The organism is Streptomyces sp. NPDC030820 (genome assembly GCF_055572075.1).
On record NZ_JBVIEB010000009.1, the window covers coordinates 17,585 to 35,079 of the forward strand.

Annotated in this window: 14 protein-coding genes; 4 read left to right on the plus strand and 10 right to left on the minus strand. The window is 67.0% G+C overall.

Going from position 1 to position 17,495, the window contains the following annotated elements; all coding sequences use genetic code 11:
• Positions 1 to 12: 12 nt before the first annotated feature.
• The 3 genes from ACZ418_RS24695 to ACZ418_RS24705 all read left to right on the plus strand — a co-directional run bounded on the left by ACZ418_RS24695 (position 13) and on the right by ACZ418_RS24705 (position 3,470).
• Positions 13 to 474: a hypothetical protein gene (locus tag ACZ418_RS24695; protein ID WP_468366619.1), complete on the plus strand. Its 462-nt coding sequence runs from the start codon at positions 13 to 15 to the stop codon at positions 472 to 474.
• A gap of 5 nt (positions 475 to 479) precedes the next feature.
• Positions 480 to 2,765: a hypothetical protein gene (locus ACZ418_RS24700; protein WP_468366621.1), complete on the plus strand. Its 2,286-nt coding sequence runs from the start codon at positions 480 to 482 to the stop codon at positions 2,763 to 2,765.
• 87 nt (positions 2,766 to 2,852) lie between these two features.
• Positions 2,853 to 3,470, plus strand: coding sequence for a hypothetical protein (locus ACZ418_RS24705; protein ID WP_468366624.1), 618 nt, complete (start codon positions 2,853 to 2,855; stop codon positions 3,468 to 3,470).
• 31 nt (positions 3,471 to 3,501) lie between these two features.
• Here the strand turns inward: ACZ418_RS24705 and ACZ418_RS24710 are convergent, their stop codons facing one another.
• From ACZ418_RS24710 to ACZ418_RS24745, 8 genes are all read right to left on the minus strand, one after another.
• Positions 3,502 to 5,646, minus strand: a complete 2,145-nt coding sequence (locus tag ACZ418_RS24710) for a serine/threonine-protein kinase (RefSeq protein ID WP_468366627.1) — start codon at positions 5,644 to 5,646, stop codon at positions 3,502 to 3,504.
• Positions 5,647 to 5,731: 85 nt separating this feature from the next.
• Positions 5,732 to 7,906: a protein kinase domain-containing protein gene (locus tag ACZ418_RS24715; RefSeq protein WP_468366629.1), complete on the minus strand. Its 2,175-nt coding sequence runs from the start codon at positions 7,904 to 7,906 to the stop codon at positions 5,732 to 5,734.
• Between the two features lie 13 nt (positions 7,907 to 7,919).
• Positions 7,920 to 8,906 carry a serine/threonine-protein kinase gene (locus ACZ418_RS24720; RefSeq protein ID WP_468366632.1) on the minus strand — a complete coding sequence of 329 codons (987 nt, stop codon included), beginning with the start codon at positions 8,904 to 8,906 and terminating at the stop codon, positions 7,920 to 7,922.
• Positions 8,907 to 9,018: 112 nt separating this feature from the next.
• Positions 9,019 to 9,318 carry a WXG100 family type VII secretion target gene (locus ACZ418_RS24725; protein ID WP_468366634.1) on the minus strand — a complete coding sequence of 100 codons (300 nt, stop codon included), beginning with the start codon at positions 9,316 to 9,318 and terminating at the stop codon, positions 9,019 to 9,021.
• Positions 9,319 to 9,396: 78 nt separating this feature from the next.
• Positions 9,397 to 9,690, minus strand: a complete 294-nt coding sequence (locus ACZ418_RS24730) for a WXG100 family type VII secretion target (RefSeq protein ID WP_468366637.1) — start codon at positions 9,688 to 9,690, stop codon at positions 9,397 to 9,399.
• A 199-nt stretch (positions 9,691 to 9,889) separates the two neighbouring features.
• Complete coding sequence (locus tag ACZ418_RS24735) at positions 9,890 to 11,134, minus strand: S8 family serine peptidase (protein WP_468366640.1); 1,245 nt, start codon at positions 11,132 to 11,134, stop codon at positions 9,890 to 9,892.
• A 90-nt stretch (positions 11,135 to 11,224) separates the two neighbouring features.
• A complete protein-coding gene (locus ACZ418_RS24740) occupies positions 11,225 to 13,012 on the minus strand; it encodes a WXG100 family type VII secretion target (RefSeq protein WP_468366642.1) in 1,788 nt (595 codons plus the stop codon).
• 2 nt (positions 13,013 to 13,014) lie between these two features.
• Positions 13,015 to 13,467: a hypothetical protein gene (locus ACZ418_RS24745; RefSeq protein WP_468366644.1), complete on the minus strand. Its 453-nt coding sequence runs from the start codon at positions 13,465 to 13,467 to the stop codon at positions 13,015 to 13,017.
• Between the two features lie 415 nt (positions 13,468 to 13,882).
• Here ACZ418_RS24745 and ACZ418_RS24750 point away from each other — a divergent pair, with 415 nt between their 5' ends.
• The gene (locus ACZ418_RS24750; RefSeq protein WP_468366646.1) at positions 13,883 to 14,395 is read left to right on the plus strand and encodes a hypothetical protein; all 513 of its coding nucleotides are present in this window, start codon (positions 13,883 to 13,885) and stop codon (positions 14,393 to 14,395) included.
• Positions 14,396 to 14,470: 75 nt separating this feature from the next.
• Here the strand turns inward: ACZ418_RS24750 and mycP are convergent, their stop codons facing one another.
• Both mycP and eccB read right to left on the minus strand, forming a co-directional pair.
• Positions 14,471 to 15,751, minus strand: a complete 1,281-nt coding sequence (gene mycP, locus ACZ418_RS24755; protein WP_468366649.1) for a type VII secretion-associated serine protease mycosin — start codon at positions 15,749 to 15,751, stop codon at positions 14,471 to 14,473.
• A gap of 25 nt (positions 15,752 to 15,776) precedes the next feature.
• On the minus strand, positions 15,777 to 17,297 hold the full coding sequence (gene eccB / locus ACZ418_RS24760) for a type VII secretion protein EccB (protein WP_468366652.1): 1,521 nt from the start codon (positions 17,295 to 17,297) through the stop codon (positions 15,777 to 15,779).
• Positions 17,298 to 17,495: the final 198 nt, after the last annotated feature.

Sequence of the window (17,495 nt, forward strand, 5' to 3'; positions counted from 1 at the left end):
GGATGATCACCCATGGCATGGGAAGAGTGGGAGCAGCTGAAGGCGGACGCACAGGCGCGTCGGCAGGGCGGTGACACACACACGCAGCTCAACCAACTCGCCACTCCCGATGGTGGAGGTGGCGGCAGCTCCCGCGGTGACCTCAACGTGCACCAGCAGGACCTCGCCGCGATCGGTTCAGCGGCACACCAACTCTTCAACGACTTCGAGCGGTACCACGACCGGGCCCGCATCTCCTCCATGAAGGCGGCCGGAGGGCTCAAGAGCGAGGGTTTCGCGCTCGGGACAGCACTCGATCACGTCGCCGAGCACTGGGTCGACCAGGCGCAGACCCTGCTCGACGCCTGCGCCCACATCTCCAATCACCTGCGCTACACCAAGAACCAGCACACCGCAGACGACACCTACATCGCCGGCACGCTCAGCAGCATCTCCCAGTTGGACAAGGGCTTCGACGAGCGGAAGGGCAGCTGACGGCGATGGATCTCGATGCCCTGCGGCATGGCAACTTCTCGCAGCTCGGTGAGGCCATCACCGACTGGGAGGAGATGACCAAGGATCTCGCGAACCTGGAAGAGGACGCCCGCAAGAACCTCAAGGCCGCTGCGGACAAGGCGAGCTGGGCCGGCGTCAACGCGCAGGTGAGCCGGGAGTTCATCGACAAGACCGCAAAGGAGTTCGCAGACGCCCACACCCAGGCGGACTCCATCACAAAGATCCTCAAGGACACGCGGGGCGAACTCATCGGCTACCGCGACCAACTGAATGACACGCTCGAGCGCCCCCCGTACAAGTACTGCACCGTCATCGACACCGGTCACGGCACGTTCACCGTCACCGGGAATCCCCGTCCCGACTGGGCCTCCGATCCCAGCGGCAAGACAAGCGCGGTCAGCCAGAAAGACGTCGACGATCTCCGCAACGAGGTCCAGCGCATCCTCAACAATGCGACCGAAAGCGACAACACCGCGGCAAAGGCCCTCAAACTTTTCGTCGACCAGGCCAAGTACGGATTCTCCAGCGCCCACTACGAGAACCGCGACGAAGCCGCCAAGGCGGTCGCGGACGCCGACCGGATGGCCGCAATTCTCGCGAAGAACCCGCATGACGTGACGAACACGGAGCTGGCGTCACTCAACTCCACCTTGGCCAAGTACAAGGACGACCCGCTCTTCGCGGAAGAGCTCGCCACGCAGGCCGGCCCCAAGAAGGTGCTCACCTTCTGGGCCGGCATCGCCGACCCCTACCAGGGCACGTACGACCCTGACCGCGCCAAGCAGGCCAAGCAGCTCCAGAAGAACCTCGGGACCACCATCGGCCTGGCCACGCTCTCCGACAGCGACAAGATGCAGAGCTGGGAGAAGCAGATGATCAAGCTCGGTCCCGACCAACTCGGGATCGACGACGCCAGCAATCCGACCGGTTACGCCGTCATGAGCAACCTCATGCGTTTCGGCGACTACGACGACCAGTTTCTCAACGACTACGGCAACGAGCTTCTGGCTTACGACAAGAAGGTCAACGGCGAGGGCATCAACCTCTGGGTCAACAACGCTAACCAGGGCGACCTCAATTACTGGGGGTACAGGAACGACCGGGGCCGCGATCCGGTGACCGGTTTCCTGGAGGCGCTCGGTCACAACCCGGATGCGTCGACGCAGTTCTTCGCGCAACCGGACGGCACCGGTGACACCGTCAACAAGGACTCCGAGGTCAATGACCATCTGAAGTACCTGGCCAAAGAACGCGTCTGGGTGCCTGACACCACTCTTGAGGGCAAGCACGACTACGTCGCGGGGCGGGACTCGCTGGGTCATGCTCTAGAGGCGGCCACCAGTGGCTTCAAGTACGACGCCACAGCGGAAGCGATCAAGGCAGCCGGCGAACAGCGCACGGCCGCGACGGCGAGTGTGATGGAACAGGTGGCCTATCTGTACGGCAGCCAGGACGGCCCCAAAATGCTGCGCAGTCAGCCTGAACTGGCCGACAGTCTGGGCAAGATGGCCGGTGCCTACATCGATGACATCGACTACAACCTGTCCGGTGTCGGTGAGTATGAGAAGGATGCGAACACCTTCCCGGCGAAATATGACGGGCGTGCGAACTTCACCCAAGAAGGTGCCATCAATTTTCTCAGCGTGCTGGGTCAGGACGAACAATCGCACCGAGCGGTCACCGCTGCGCAGCACCTGTACACACTCAGCGAACTCGATGCCTATCCCCCTACCAGTGATTCCAACATCGAGCATGCGCATGATGCGCTGACCGCAGGCGCCCAGGCGCGCGGCATCCTCGACAACTCCCGTGTCCAGCAGGCTGAGACGACCTACAACGAGGACGCGGATGACGCCAACAAGTCGCTGGGTCGGTCCGCCGACTGGATCAAATTGGGAGTCGGGACGGCCGTGGGTGCCGGCGTCGGCGCCATTCCTCTCCCCGGGTCCACAGCCGCAGCGGTCGTCATCGCTCCCATCGCCGCAGACACCGTGGGGGAAGCGGTGAACACCTTCATCGGCCATGAGATCGACAACGGTGTGGACGACAGGGAACAAGACCCCACGGAGAAATCTCAACTCACCAGCAGCGAATTCTACAAGAAGGGCGAAAATCAACTGGGGCTCGCCTACCACACATACATCAAGGACAGCCCCCGGGCTGCCGATATCTCCAACAACCAAAACTGGAACGACGACATCAAGAACGCCTACCTAGATATTGGATCCCACGAGAACGATTACCGAGGGCGAGCTCCGTACAAGGACTGATCTGTGCAGCATACGAGTGAACTACCGCAGGGCAGCATGAAAAGATGCGGGATTATACGTTCGGCGTTGGGAACTGCAGTGCTCATCTTGAGCGTCTCGGCGTGCAGTGGAGGAAGCAGCAAGGAGGAGGAGACCACTCTCAGCGCATCCGAGGTCTGTGACTCCACACTCGACTCGTCGGCAGCCGCAGCCCTCCGGCGCACGGGCGACACGGACATGTTCGCCGAAATGCCGGGCACCGACGATGCCGGGTACTCCAACAAGTTCTCCCTGAAGCGCGCAGCAAGCACTATCCACGACGATGTGACCGAGCGGAACCAATGTGACGTGTTCAAAGCGCGAGACAAGACCGGTCACCCGCTGATCGAAGTGGATTTCTCCGCCACCGAATACCACCCGAGCCCTCTTAGTACAACCGAGGGAGGAGAAGCGGTAAATACACTTTATCCGATCGGTGTCTACGCGAAAACCCACGGAAACACCAGTGCCACGCTTTTTTTCAAGTGCCCCACACACGGAGCCGTGAAGACCAAAGACTCAACCCCATATATTCGAGCAGACCTTTACGGTACACCCGACCAAGTTTCTCCGAAAACCACGGGGAGAGACTTGATGACCATACTCAATTCCGTTTCGCGCGGTATGGCGAAGCAACTGGGCTGCCCGTCCCAAGCAGCTCTGCCCGCACAGATTCCACGCGTCTAGAAGATCTTCCTCCCGTCGGGCAGGCACGTACTCAGAACGTAGTCAGGGCCTCGACCCCGCTGTCGTGCATGAGGAAGACGCGGTTGGCGGCGGAGGCCAAGTGACCATAGGTGAATTGGTCGACGTCGTACACCCATCCCTGGCTGCCGTCGGTCGCCTTCGCTGTCTTGAGCTCCATCGAGTCCGTCTCGGAGTAACCGTTGTCCAACGCCCAGACGCCGTGACCGCTCAGCACCACGCGGCTGTTGGCCAGAGCGGTCATCGGTGAGTTGTAGACCCCCATGCGCTCGGGCGTCCACATGTCGCTGCCGTCGCGCTTGTCCCGGCGCGTGAGGTAGCCGCCTCTGGTGGCGTAGACCGCGTCCGTGGAGACCGCCGGCGCACCGAAGCCGTCTTCGTCGCCGGGCTTGGCGGCCCAGGTGAGCTGCCCGTCGCTGAGCCGACGAGCCTCCAGCGTTTTGCCGTTGAGGTACACGGTGTCGCCGTCGGCCGCCGGGCGGACCGCGAAGTCGTCACTGTTGAGGTGAGCCGTGCGGCTCCACACCGTGCTGCCGTCGCTGGTCCGTAGGGCGAGGGCGCTACCGTTCTGCGCGGGGATGATGAGCCTGCCCTGGCCAACGACGCCGGGCGGGACCACCTTCTGGCGGAAGTCGGTAGGAACGGCGGCCGTCCAGCGGACCTTCGCATCCGCGCGGCCGATGCCGCGCACTCGGCCTTCCTTCGTGAGGACGTACACCGCCTCCGCATCGGCGCCTAGCAGCGTCATGGCCTCGGCACCAGGGCATGTCCACTTGGGCTCTCCGGTGGACGGGACGAAGGTCCGTAGCACCCCCTGACTGTCCGCGCCGACGACGAGCCGGTCCGACAGGGACAGATAGCCGGCCTTCGCCACGATGCCAGGCGCCGTCCAGCGCTTCGTGCCGTCCCTGACGTCGTACGCGGCGATGCCGCCACTCGCGGCGCCGAAGACGAGGACGTCGCGTACAGGCAGCAGCTGGGGCGAGTAGACGTCCGCCACGTCGCCCAGTGACCAGATGTTGGCCGGTTTCCCGGTTTTGCTCGGATCCTTGTCAGGGTCGGCGTCCAACGGCTGCACGGGGGTACGCACGGCTGGGGGGATGTCGAAGGGGTCGCTCTTCTTGATGGTCCGGGACGTGGTGCCTCCTCGGGTACCGAACCACCAGGCCGTCGTACCGCCCCCGGCCGCGACGGCGACGCCCGCCGTGGAGAGTCCGACGAGCAGGCGCCGCCGACCGACGGACGGTGCTCCGACCATCGATTGCGCCGTGATCTGCGTGGTCAGGCGATGAGCTTCGGCTTCCCGCTTCTTGATCGCATCGGCGATCCTCCCGCGCCGCCACGCCCGGTCCGCCCCCCTCGGCGCCGACATGGCCTGTGCGATCTGAGCGGGCAGCGGGCGGGCGGCCGGGTCCTTCGCGATGCATGGGGCAATGAGCTCCTGCAACTGCGGTGGCATGTCACCGAGCCGGGGCTCACCGTGCACCACCTCGTACTGCAGGGCCGCCACGTGCCCGCCGTCGAAGGCTCGTCGGCCGGTGGCGGCGTACACGAGCACGGCACCGAGCGAGAACACGTCCGCGGGCGGGGCGACTCGTCGCCCGAGTACCTGCTCGGGTGCGCCGTAGCCCGGCGTGACCGGGATCTGTCCGGTGGTCGTGAGAGTGAGCCCGTGTTCCGGCCGGGCGATGCCGAAGTCGATGACGCGCGGCCCGTTCGAGGTGAGCACGATGTTCGGGGGCTTGAGATCCCGGTGGATGAAGCCCGCCGCGTGGATGTCGGCGAGGGTGAGCGCCAGCGAGGTGGCCAGCGCCCGCAGCGCGGGCTCGGCAAGTGGGCCGTAGGTGTCGACCACCTGGTCCAGGGTAAGTCCCGCGAGGAACTCGGTGGCGATCCACGGCCGCGCGCCCTCGGTGTGCGCCCCGAGCACGGCAGCGACTCCCTTGCTGCGCACAGCCTGTGCGGCCTGTGCCTCGCGCACGAAGCGCTGGGCCAGGTCGGTGTCGTGGGCGAGTTCGGGACGCAGCACCTTGACGGCGGCCAGGGTGCCGGCGCCGTCCTGTCCGACGTAGACCTTGCCCATGCCGCCCTCGCCGAGGACGCCGAGCAGGCGGTAGGGGCCGAGGCGGATCGGGTCACCGGTGCCGAGCGGTTTCATCGTGGGTTGGTCTTTCTGCCGAGAAGGACGGGGCGGTTTCCGGGCGGCTGTCCGGATGGTGACCCGCCCCGCGGTCTGCCTGCGGTCACTTGAGCGGGTAGGCGGAGATGTAGTCGGTGTCCATGCCGAGGACGAGTTCCGACTGGGTGTCCGCGTGGAACTGCACAGCAGTCGTCTTGTACGTCAGGGCAATGCCGTGAGTCGCCAGCGAAACGGCCCTCAGCTGCAGCCCGTTCTTGTAGTACGCGCAGCGTGTGCCGACGATCGGCTGCCAGCCGGTGTACGCCTCGTCGACTTCCGCTGTCGCCTCGGTCCACAGGACCTTGCCATGTGCCGTGTCCACGGCCGTCAGTCCGACGCCCTCTCCCACGGCGTACAGCACGCCCTTCCCCAGCGTCGGCGGGCTGTACCGTTGCCCGTTCTTGGTCGCCCACACCTGGGCCCCGTCGCTCAGTCGCAGCGCCCGGAGTTGCGCACCACCGACGTAGATGTGCTCGTCGTCCGCGGCGATCTCGCTCCTGAGGGAGTCGACATCCTCGATGTCGTAGGGCTTGTCCCACAGCACGGCTCCTCTGCGGATGTCCCGTACGACGATGTGCGGCTTCTTGTCCTCCACCTCCTGGAAGGTCACCAGGCGCTCGCCGACCACCTTGGCGGCGAGGAAGTGCAGCCGCTCGCTCTTGTTCGACCGCTTCGGCAACGGCTTCGTCCAGAGAGTCCTGCCCGTCTTGAGGTCGGCCGCGCGCAGGCTCCAGGTCTGCGAGGGCAGGAATCCCTCGTTCCCTGCCTTCTTTCCAGCTCCTACCGCCACATACACGACGTTGTCCACCAGACAGAGCAACTGGTTGGGCAGAATGCTGAAATCAGCGTCCGCCAGGCGGGTGGAGGTTGGCTTCACGTAGTCCTGGCCATCGTCCCATGTGGAGATCGCCATGGCGGTTCCGCTCCCGTGGTGGTCCCAGTCCCGATCGAGCATGTACAGCCGACCGTCGACCACCGTTACCTGCCACCAGTTCCCGTCCATCGCCATTTCGCGATTCGACCCGTTCGACGGGTTGATGCGCTGGAACTCCGCGTTCAGCGGAAGCCAGATCGATCCGTTGGCGTGGTAGGGGACGACGATCCCCCAGTTGTCGTATTCCATGCCGCCCTTACCGCCGTACTGCCACAACGCGGAGAGGTTGCGCGTCTGCCGGGACGCCTTCTCGGCCGGAGCCGTGGCATGCCCGCGGTACCACCACATGCCCCCGCGCGCTGCCGCGGTCGCCGCCAGCGCTCCACCCGCCGCCAGGAACCCGCGGCGCGAGAGCCCTCGATTGGACGGCGAGGTGACCGTGGTGGGGCCCGCCTCATTGGCCGGCGCTGGCAGCCGCTGTGGCGTCAGCCGCCAGACGTCGGCGGCCCGGCGCCCGATGTCCGCGAGCAGCCCGGGCGGCAGATGGTCCGCGAACTCGCCGCTGCCATCGTGGAGTTGAGCAGCGAGCCGTGCCGTGGTCGGCCGCTCCCCCGGGTCCTTGGCCAGGCACTCGGCCAGCACCGGCGCGAGGGCAGCCGGTACCCCGCTCAGATCCGCCTCTGCGTACCTCACCCGGTACAGCAGGTCCGCCGCCTGCCCGTTTCCGAACGGGCCACGCCCGGTGGCCGCGTACACCAGCACTCCGGCGAGCGCGAACACATCGCCGGCCGCGTCGTGTTCCTGACCGGTGGCCTGTTCCGGCGACATGAAGGCCGGTGTGCCGACGGCGGCACCGGCGCGGGTGAGCCGGTCGTCGCCGATCGCCCGCGCGATGCCGAAGTCGATGACCTTCGGCCCGTAGGCCGTCAGGAGGATGTTGGACGGCTTGAGGTCGCGGTGTACGACGTCCGACCGGTGCAGCTGGCCGAGTGCCGAGCACAGGGCGGCGCCCAGGGCGCGCACGGACTGCTCGGGCAGCGGTCCCCCGGCCTCGACGGCCTCGTCGAGCGGGGGGCCGAGCACGTACTCGGTGGCCAGCCAGGGTGTCTCCGCGAGCGGATCCGCGTCCATAACACGCGCCCCGAACCGCTCGCCGATGACCCGGGCCGCGTCCACCTCCAGCCGGAACCGCATACGGGCCGCCGGATCGGTGGCGATGGCGGCGTGCATGGTCTTCAGGGCCACGGTCCGACCGCCACCGGAGCGCGCCACGTAGACGGTGCCCATACCGCCGCTGCCGAGCCGGGCGATGAGCCGGAAGGGGCCGAGGGCAACGGGATCGTCATGGTTGAGGGGAGTCGGCATGGGGTTCTTGTCGTCAGTGGCTGGGGTGGGTGACGGGGGCCGGGCGTGGCGCTGCGCCGGGCGACCCGGACACGTGCGCCGGTGCCGGCGTGGGCAACTGCGCCTCGGCGGCCAGGACGGACGCCGACTGGTGGACGACGGCGGCGATGAGCCGGGCGGGCAGCCAGCCGGGGGCGAGGAGGGCGTCCGCACACGAGGGCGGAGCGAAACCGGCCGGAGTGTCCGGTGGGGCACCTCCCGCCAACTCGTCGATGATCTCGGAGAGTTGTGGGCGATGGGCGGGGTCGCGGGTCAGACACCGCGAGACCAGCGAGCGCAAGGCGGGCGGAAGTTCCTCCCGTTCCGGCATCGTGTACCCGGTGGCGGCGTAGGCCAGTGTCGCGCCGAGGGCGTACACGTCGCCCAGCGGGCGCGGCTGCCCGCCGGCTGCCTGCTCGGGTGGCAGGGAGCCGGGGTCGATCCCGGGCACCTCCTGCCGCGCGGCACCGTCCGGCGCGGCGGCCCGTACCGCCCCGAAGCAGGTGAGCCGGGGTCCGTCCGCGGCGATCAGCACGGCGGCCGGGCAGAGCCCAGCGTGGGTCAGGTTCTGCCCGTGGATGACGGCGAGGTTCTCGGCCAGCGCGACGCCGAGCGCCCGGACCGTTCGCTCGGGCAGCGGGCCGCCGTGGACGGCGAGGGCGACGGGCAGCGGAAGCGCGGGCAGGTACGGACGCGCATGCCACGCCGGCTCGCCCGGGGCGGCGAGTTCGGCGGCCGGGAGGACCCAGGACCCCAGGAGATAGCGGGAAACATCGGCTTCGGCCATGAAGCGCTGCGGGTCGACCGTAGCCAAAGGGCTGCTGAGCAGTACGGTGCGGTCGCCGTCGGCGCTGCGGGCGATGAAGCGGTGCTCGGATACGGGTGTGTGCGCGGGAAGGCCGGAGTCGAGCCGCGTGACAACCGTGTACGGGCCGATCTGCCGAGTGCCTCGGGTACTCGGTCCAGTGCCTGACGCGCGCATGCTCACTCTTCGTTCCTCTGATTCAACCGCTCGGCCTTTGTCGCTCGGCACAACAGCAGGGTGGGCGCCTCCCGCGCGCGCCCACCCTGGAGTTACTTCTGCGAGCTGTGCCCTACTGGAAGTAGGAGGCCGCCTTCTTGTCGCCTTCCATGTACGTACCGCCGGACTGGGCGACGACGTGACCGATGCCCTGCAGGGCCTGGTGGATGTCGTTCGCTGCCTTGTCCCAGCGCTGCAGCTTCTCGTGGAAGGTGCCCTGGGCCTGGCCCTCCCAGTACTGCAGGCTGTTCACCACCAGGCCGCGCAGGTCCTGCAGATCCTGCTCGAGCTGGCTCGCCTGGTTACCGATGCTGGTAGCCGCGGTGTCGAGCCCGTCGTAAGTGACGGAAAGCCCCTCAGCGTTGTTGGCCATGCCTGTTTACCTCGTCTCGCTGGTGTGTAGCTGGTCGGTGCGCCGGTTGCCCGGCAGATGTCCTGCGTCTCGCTCGACTCAGTAGGAGCTCAGGGAGGACGTCGGAACGGTGGAAGCGCCGTCCTGGAGGTCGATCTTGTTGACGGCCGCGCGCACCTCGTCTTCCTTGCTGTCCTTGATGTTGCGCGTCGTGGTCATGGCCTCGATGACGTCGCCCAGGATGTTGCCGATGTTGCGCAACGACAGGTTGATCTCGTACTGCTTCTTGTCGAACGCGGCACGGCCGATGCCCTGCCACTGGCCCTCGAGGCTGTCGATGACGCCCTGAAGCGCGTGCACGCGCTTCTGGATGTTCTCGTACTTCTCGAGCATCTGCTTCTCGAGACGGATTACTGCATCATCGTGGAGCTTCTGCGTTCCGCCGGCCATGATCGGCCCTGCCTTTCGTGTGTCCGATGTTGATCTGATGGGTTCGGCTCACCGTTGTTGCTTGTTGCTCCAGCGGTGAGCACGCAGTGCCTGCCCTGTCCGAACTGCACAGGGTTGCTGCGGCGGTTGCTGGCCGAGGTCGTCACCTGGCGCGTCGTGCTCGCGTAAGGGCCACGCCTCCACCGCCGATCACGACGACCGCAGCGGCGGCGCCGAGCGCGATCCAGAGGGTGGAGTTGCTGTCGTTCGACGATTCCGTGCTTGATCCTGCCGCCGAAGTTCCGCCGGTAGAACCCTTTTCCGGGGCTTGTGACGGGGTTGATGCAGAGGAGGAGGACGAGGTCTCGCTGGAAGTCGAGGAAGAACTGGCTGACTTGGCCAGCATGTCCCCGCCGTTCTCCTTGCGCAGCGGATCGACGTTCGCCGGGCCGGGGTTGTAGTGGGGGTTCGCCAGCACTATGCGGGGCCGAATGGCACCGTAGCCGAGGTATGTGCTCGGCTTGTTCTTCGGCCAGCTACGGCCGGCCGTGTCGACCAGTGCACGGGTGACCTGGTTCACCGTCCAGTCCGGGTGTGCGGACCAGATCAGAGCGGCAGAGGCCGAGGCGATGGCTGCGGCCGAACTCGTACCGTTCATATTGTCGCAGTACGAGTGGAATGTGGAGTCACACCAGCCAGGGAAGTTCTGACCTGGGGCCGAGAGATCGACGAAGCCGCCGTGTGAGGAGAACTTCGATGCCGTGCCGGCTGCGTCGATCGACGCCACACCGACCACGTAATGGTCGGCCGCCGGGTAACCAATCGTGTCACCTGATTTCTGGCCGTCGTTACCGACTGCGGCGATGAGCAGCTTTCCCTTCGACGCTGCGTAATCAATTGCAGCCTGTTCATCGGAGTCAGGGCCTGGGGAGCCGAACGACATGCTGATGATCTTCACGTCGGTGTCGGCCGCCGCCCTGATCGCAGGGGTGGAATCGGGCGTCTTCTTCTGCTCCTCCGCGCTGCGCTTCATGCCGTCGAACCTGACGCGAAACGGGATGATCTTCGCCCCGGGCGCCAGACCCTTCAGGCCGCCGCCTGCTCCCGTACCTGCGATCAACTCGGCCATGGTTGTGCCATGGCCGTCATAATCGTCAGTGGCTCGGTAAGCGACAGATTTTGGAACCTCGTCCGCCAGGACCTGCCCTTTCAGCGACGAGGTTTTCGCGTTCACCCCGGTGTCAATGACAGCGACCTTCACGCCTTTGCCGGTGCTGACCTTCCACATCTTTTCGGCCTGCATCGGACCGAGGTACCACTGCTTCGACTGCTCGTCTGCGGCAGCACTCGGAGCCAAACCCACGGTCGTGGCGGCCAGGGCGCCGACGACCGCGGCCACAGTTCGCACTCGTCTACCGCAGCGTGCCCTGTGAACCGTGGCCTGCTCGGCTCGTCGGCTGATCCCTGACTTCATCGTCTTTCGTGTCCTCGCTCGCGCTCAGTTGACCACCGGCGGCACGTCACGCCGGGGCTTTTCGGGCAGGTGCGTCTCTTCGTCCTCGACCAGGTAGTCGGGCCGCGGCGATCCCTCCGCCTTCCGCACATCGCCAGCCTTTCCGTTGTGGCCGGCGCCACGCGTGAGACCGGCACCACCACGGGTCATGCCGTTACGCTCAGCTCCTGCCTCGGAGTTGCGCGCGGTCGGCCTGCCGGTGACGGGCTCGGACGATCCCGAAGCAGCACGAGAGCCCGCCGTACTCGAACCCGGCTGCGCCGTCGACTCAGGCGTTCCAAAGACACCGCGCTGACCGAGGCGACCAGTCGTGGGCCGGGAGTTAGCCTCTTCCTCACCACCGATGATCGTGCCGCGAGGGAGCCTCGAGCCGTTCTTCGCCGACGGATTCGTGGTGGACGGCCGTCCCCCGACTACTCCGTTGGACCGGGCGGCGCCAGTGGTCGGCCCGCTGCTCGTACGTGGTGTCGCCGTGCCTCCAGGACGCGGTGTTCCGCCCGTGACTCCTCGGCCCATCGGGGAGGACGCCCTCGGTCCGGAACCGGTCCTCTTGACGGTGGACTGCCCCGTCGACGTGGTGCGGCCCATCTGGTCCATGGGCCCCCGCCCCACGGCACGCCCGGAGCCCGGGTTGTTCAAGCCGGAGGTACCCGTGCGTCCCTGAGCGGATGGAGGGGTACGGAAACCACCGCCGCTCAAGCCCCGGCCCGAAGTGGGGTTGGGCATCGGGAATCCGCCACCGTCGAACACATTGGGCTGGCCGCCACTCGTGGGAGGAGTGCCCGTGACCGGCGGAATGTGGCTGGGCCCAGATGTGGTGGTCGTGGGCGGAGGCAGCGTGCCAGTGGTGTCGATATGCGTGCCGACAGGCTGGTCAGGGTGCGGAATCACGCCGGGGATGTGCTGGGCGGGCGTCGGGCTGTCGCTCGTGACGTGCCTGGGGACGTCACCGCTCGGCGCCGTCACATGATGGCTGCCGGCAGCGGATGCCGTTCCGTTGCCGGCGGGCGAACCCGATCCTGAGCCCGTGGAGGACACAGGAGCACCGACGCCGTACTTCGTCTTGGGCTTGGGAACCCCTACGTTCGGCATGGAGGTGAACGTCGGCTCCTTGCCCTTCTCGGGCAAGGAGGACAGCACCTCTTCGGACACTGCGTAGTACGACGCCAACCGGTTCATCTGGTTGATCGCCTCTTGGCGGTCCTTCTCCACCTTTACGGCAGTGGCGTACCCCTCTTTGTCCGCCGCCTTCTGGGCGGCCGTGAAATCGTTGGGCCGCGTCCGGTTCGCTTGCGTGTCACGAGGCGGCATGGCTCCACGGACGGCGGCAAGGCCCACGGCGGCAGCCGTGATCTGGTCGCCCGCAGCTCCGGCGAATTCGCTCAAATAGTGCGTATGCGTGACAAGCGTGTCGCCCCAGTCACGGAAGGAGTCACCAGACTTACCGACCCAATGGACCTTCTGGATATGACCGTCGAGCTCGTCGGCTGCCGCCTTGATGGCGTCACGCGCATCCCACAAGGCCTTACCGGAGGATTCGAGATCCTCCGGGTCGGTCTCCTCGACCAGGTCGATCATCCTGTTGATGGGGAGGTCGAGCTTGCCGAAGTCGGTCCGCGCGGCGACCGCTTGACCCACAGGCGTGATTCTGATTGCGGCGTCAACCATTCCGAAGAGACCGCTGTGCGGAGTGCTCTCGTAACCTCGGACCCAGTCAGCGACCTTGTTCTGATCGCCGACTCGCTGCAGATCTGCGTCGTGCTTGTCAGTCATCGTTACAGCTCCGCACCGCTATTCGCGTTATTGCCGGTGTGGCTCGTGCCATCTGCCGCGGCCTGGCCCTTCCCGACCTGTACCTGGATCGCCCAGAACCGCTGGCGCTGCTCCTCTTCGAGGTTGTCGAAGCCAACGCGCGCACCCTGCACCGCGATACCGATCGCCTCGATCTGCAGATGCAGATTCCTGGACAGCTTCGTCAGCTCGCCGTGGACCCGCGTGTACTGGTAGTACAGGCCGTGCGCCTCAGGAAAGATGTCGGCCCCACCCGAGGTCAGAGACGTCTGCCTGATCTTCTGCGCCTCGACCTTCGCCGGGTTGCCGGCGGACCCCTCAAGTGTCTTCAGGACGTTGTCCACCCGCTTCACGAACACATCCAGCGCCTCACCGCTGGCTTCCAGGTTCGCCGCCCTGGTCGCCGACACGCCCCCCACCATGTCTGCCGGAAGCACGACGCTCCTCCCCGTTTTCCCCGTACATCCATCGGTCGCGACCGGATCGAGACCGACCAACCGCTCGCCGTACGATCGCAAAGCGAGCCGCGCCTCACAACGCCTTTACCACTGTAGTCATCCCGTACAACGGGTCCAACCAGCCTGTGTGTTAACTCAGTTACGGTGGCGGACCCGATGCCGCGCTTTGCCCGTTTTGCCGGTCCAAGGCGGTGGATTCGGCAACTCCCGGCCGACGGCGCCAGAGGGGCGCGACCCCATCATGGCCGTGGCCGGCGCAGCCAACACCGTACCGTTTGCGATCTCCATGGAACTTCCACACCAGCATCAAACGGAAGGCTTCATCCCCTCGTGTTCACCGTGTCCGCCCGCGGACGCAAGAATGCCGACCGAAGTCCCTCCGTAGGCTGAGCACATGGGACTCTTCGACAGACTCACAGGCACCCGGCACGCACCGGAGGGGCTTTCGCCGGTCTCGAGGGAGGAGTTGCGGGCAGCGCTGCTCGGGCTCAATCAGGCCGATGTCCCGTACGTCATCCGTTACGGCAGCGGGGAGCAGTGCGACCTGGTGGCGGAGTGGCGGTTGACCGAGCCCGCCTGGCAGGGGATCTTCGTCCGGTCCGAGATCAGTCACGCCGTGCGGATCCGGATGCGGCTGAGCCACGAGGAGCACGAGGTGCGTGCGCTCGAAGAGCAGTGGGAGGTCGAGCGGATCGGGACTCCGGCGAGGCTCCAGATGTCCAAGGAGTACACGCGCGGGCCCAGCCGGACTGTCAGCCGCCAGTGGACCATCGGACGCGGGGAAGGCGGTGGCCTCGAAGCCACGGAGACCTTCCGCTTCGACAGCTCCCAGCTGCGCGCCCCTCTGCGCGACACCGTCCTCAAGTCCGGCTGGACCTGGCGAGGAGTGGTCTTCGGCAAGCTGTGACGTCAGCCGGTCCGCGTTCGCGCACGCCATGGCCGGCAACAAGGCGGACCGGAGACCGGAACAGGCCCAGCGTGCTCAGCGCCCCGTCTTCAGCCTGCCGCGCCTGCGCCGCGCGTCCCGTGCCGCCACCGCCGTACCGCTCAGGCCCGCCACGAGGACCAGGCCGCCCACGACCACGTACGTCGCCATGCGGCTGTTCCGCTCCTCCGCGGTCTCGCCGAAGTGCAGGGGCGTGACCGACGGGGCCTCCGCCTTGGACACGCCGCCCTCGGGTTGCGGGGACTGGACGGGGTGCTCGGGGTCCACGTCCGACAGCGCCTTCACCGGGTCCACCACGCCCCAGCCCACGAGCCGGTCGTGCCCCGGGATCGAGCGTTCCGCGGTCTGTTCGATCTGGGCGACGACCTCCTGGGCCGTCCAGTTGGGGTACTTGGCCTTCAACAGGGCTGCCACGCCCGCCACATAGGGGGCCGAGAAGCTCGTGCCGTTGTCCGAGCAGTGGCCGCCGCCAGGGACTGTGGAGATCATGTCGACACCGGGAGCGGCGACTCCCACGAAATATCCCGACTGTGAAAAGGGCGCCCGTTCGTTGTTGCGGTCCGATGCCGCCACCGCCAGCACGCCCTTGTAGGACGCCGGGTACGTCACCTTGACGTTGCCGCCGAGGCCGTCGTTGCCGGCCGAGGCCACCACCACGACCTTCTGCGCCAGGGCGTAGTCGATGGCGTCCTTCAGCTTCGAGTCCTGCGGGTCGAGGGCGTTGGCCGTGTCCTGGGAGATGTTGATGACGCCCGCGCCGGCGTGGACCGCGTACGTCACCGCCTGGGCCAGCGTGTCCGCCGTGCCGTCGCCTTCGGCGTCGTTCTGCTTGATCGGGATGATCGTCGCGTCCGGCGCCAGGCCGACGAAGCCCGATCCCTTCATCGGGCGGGCCGCGATGATGCCCGCCACGCGCGTGCCGTGGCCGACCGTGTCCGTGGTGCCGGAGCTGTTGCCGCGGTCGATCTTCTCGCCCTTGGAGTTCTTGGGCGGCAGCAGGTTCCTGCCCTTGGCGGCGTCCACGGCCTTGGTGAGCTGGCGGTTCTTGACGTCCACCCCGGTGTCGATCACGGCCACCCGGACGCCCTTGCCGGTCGACAGCGCCCACAGCTCGTCCAGGTTGACGCGCTGCAGCGCCCATGGCCGGCCCGAGTACGGCTTCGACGGGAACGTGCACTGGCCGTCGTCCGCCAGGGCCGGGGTGGCGGGGAGGGCGAGTACCGTGGTCGTGGTGGTGAGGGTCAGCGCGGCGGCCAGGGCCGCCGTTCTGGCCGCGGTGCCCGAGGTCCTGGTCAGGGGCGTCCTTGCCTTCAGCATGATTCCGTTCTCCTCCGCCCCGCCGCTAGGAGCCCTGCGGCTGCCGCGCCGCGGCCTCCGACAGGCGCGGGCCCGTCGGCAGGAACGTGGACCACTCCATGGGGACGGGGGTGGGGGACACCTTCTCGTAGCCGAGATGGGTCTGGGCGATCCTCGCCTCCTGCAGTTCCTCCTTGCGCTGCTTGGCGGAGGTGCCGATGCCCTCGTTGTTGCTGTCGCTGTCGCTGTTGGACTGCAGGGCGTAGCGCAGTCCGGTGTCGGTCACCAGGAAGACGCCGCCGACCGAGGTCTCCGTGCCCTGGAACTGGCGGTAGAGCTGACCGGAGCCCGGGGTGACGTAGCCGCTGGAGGAGCCGGTGGGCAGCTGGGCGGGGAAGTCCTTGCCCACCCAGGTCGACAGGGTGGTGCTGCCCTGGGCGCCGACCGAGCGCAGGACGTTGCAGACGGTGTTGCGGCCGCTGGTGGCGCTGGAGCCGTCGTTCACCGTCCTCGGCTTGTACTCCGGCCAGTTCTTGTCGCCCTCGAACGTGCTGCTGTCGGCGATCGCCCCCGGGCTGACCTTCTGCGCCTCACCGGCCTGGCCGACGTCGACGAGCTGTCCGCTGTTGAGCAGGAGCGTGGCGGTGAACTCGGAGATGCGGGCCACCTTGCCCTGCAGCACGACGTAGTACTGGAGCGTATGGCCGTCGTACGCCTTGATGACCTCGCCGACCTTGTCGTACTGCGCCGGCAACCCGGCACCGGCCTTCACGCCGGGCGTGCCCGGGATGCGGGGGATCGAGACCGCGCTGCCCTTGTGCAGGGTGGCGAGCCACTCCTGGGAGACGCGCTGCGGGGCGCGGCCCTGGGTGTCGAGGGCCTTGAGCAGTTCCTTGTCGTCCGGGTTCTTGATCTGGTACGCCGTGCCCTGCGCGTCGACGACGTACTGGGTCCTGCCGTCCGGGGCGACGACGTACATCAGGTCGCCGCCGGTGAGCCGGTCGGATCCCTCCGTCTTGGGCCATTCCTTCTTCGCGAGGACGAAGGCGGCCTTCTGGATGGCCCGGCCGCCGGCGCCGGGCCGTTCGCAGACCGCCCAGTGTTTGGCGTCCGAGGCCTCGCCCGGGGAGGGCAGGCGGTCGGGGGCGTAGGGGATGCCGATGGTGACGCCGTGCGGGGGCTTGCCGCTGTCCAGGACCTTCTCGTCGACGGTGATGACGTTGTCGTTCTCGGGGCTCAGCAGCAGCTTGGCGGAGGCCATGTTGAGGACCGGGTGCAGCTGCACCTGCTTGCCCGTCTTCAGGACGACGTACCGCGTCGTCGACTCGCTGGCGACGATGACGTGTTTCCCCGGGTCGTCCCACCCCTTGGGCGCCGTCGGACTGAACATGCCGATCCCGCCGAACACCGCGAGGACCACGGCGCCGACGACGAGACCGGGCACCAGTGCGCCCAGCGGCTTGGGGGCGCCCTCCTCCGAGCCGGAGGGCGAGGGCTGAAGGAATGCTGCGAGCGTGCGGCGCTTCGCGAAGGTGTAGGCGCTGAGTTCGTCCCGCCGTGATGCCATCTGTGTCCGCTCTCTCCCCGTTGCGGAGCCGTGGGGGACCTGTGAAGATCCGTCCCCCGCCCTCGGTTGCCTCTGGTGACTCGACTGTCAGACCCGCCCCCTACTATGCCTGTTGCGTGGGTGTGCTTGTGGCACGGGTAGGGTGCTCACGGCTTGAAGGGACCGGAGCTCAAAGGGTTTCCGGGTGAGTTCGGGGGT

Bases quoted from the DNA above. Each gene is read 5' to 3' on its own strand.
- ACZ418_RS24750 (WP_468366646.1), top strand. From the start codon at position 13,883: ATGGGACTCTTCGACAGACTCACAGGCACCCGGCACGCACCGGAGGGG.
- ACZ418_RS24710 (WP_468366627.1), bottom strand. From the start codon at position 5,646: ATGAAACCGCTCGGCACCGGTGACCCGATCCGCCTCGGCCCCTACCGC.
- eccB (WP_468366652.1), bottom strand. From the start codon at position 17,297: ATGGCATCACGGCGGGACGAACTCAGCGCCTACACCTTCGCGAAGCGC.
- ACZ418_RS24725 (WP_468366634.1), bottom strand. From the start codon at position 9,318: ATGGCCAACAACGCTGAGGGGCTTTCCGTCACTTACGACGGGCTCGAC.
- ACZ418_RS24730 (WP_468366637.1), bottom strand. From the start codon at position 9,690: ATGCTCGAGAAGTACGAGAACATCCAGAAGCGCGTGCACGCGCTTCAG.
- ACZ418_RS24720 (WP_468366632.1), bottom strand. From the start codon at position 8,906: ATGCGCGCGTCAGGCACTGGACCGAGTACCCGAGGCACTCGGCAGATC.
- ACZ418_RS24740 (WP_468366642.1), bottom strand. From the start codon at position 13,012: ATGACTGACAAGCACGACGCAGATCTGCAGCGAGTCGGCGATCAGAAC.
- ACZ418_RS24715 (WP_468366629.1), bottom strand. From the start codon at position 7,906: ATGCCGACTCCCCTCAACCATGACGATCCCGTTGCCCTCGGCCCCTTC.
- ACZ418_RS24700 (WP_468366621.1), top strand. From the start codon at position 480: ATGGATCTCGATGCCCTGCGGCATGGCAACTTCTCGCAGCTCGGTGAG.
- mycP (WP_468366649.1), bottom strand. From the start codon at position 15,751: ATGCTGAAGGCAAGGACGCCCCTGACCAGGACCTCGGGCACCGCGGCC.
- ACZ418_RS24695 (WP_468366619.1), top strand. From the start codon at position 13: ATGGCATGGGAAGAGTGGGAGCAGCTGAAGGCGGACGCACAGGCGCGT.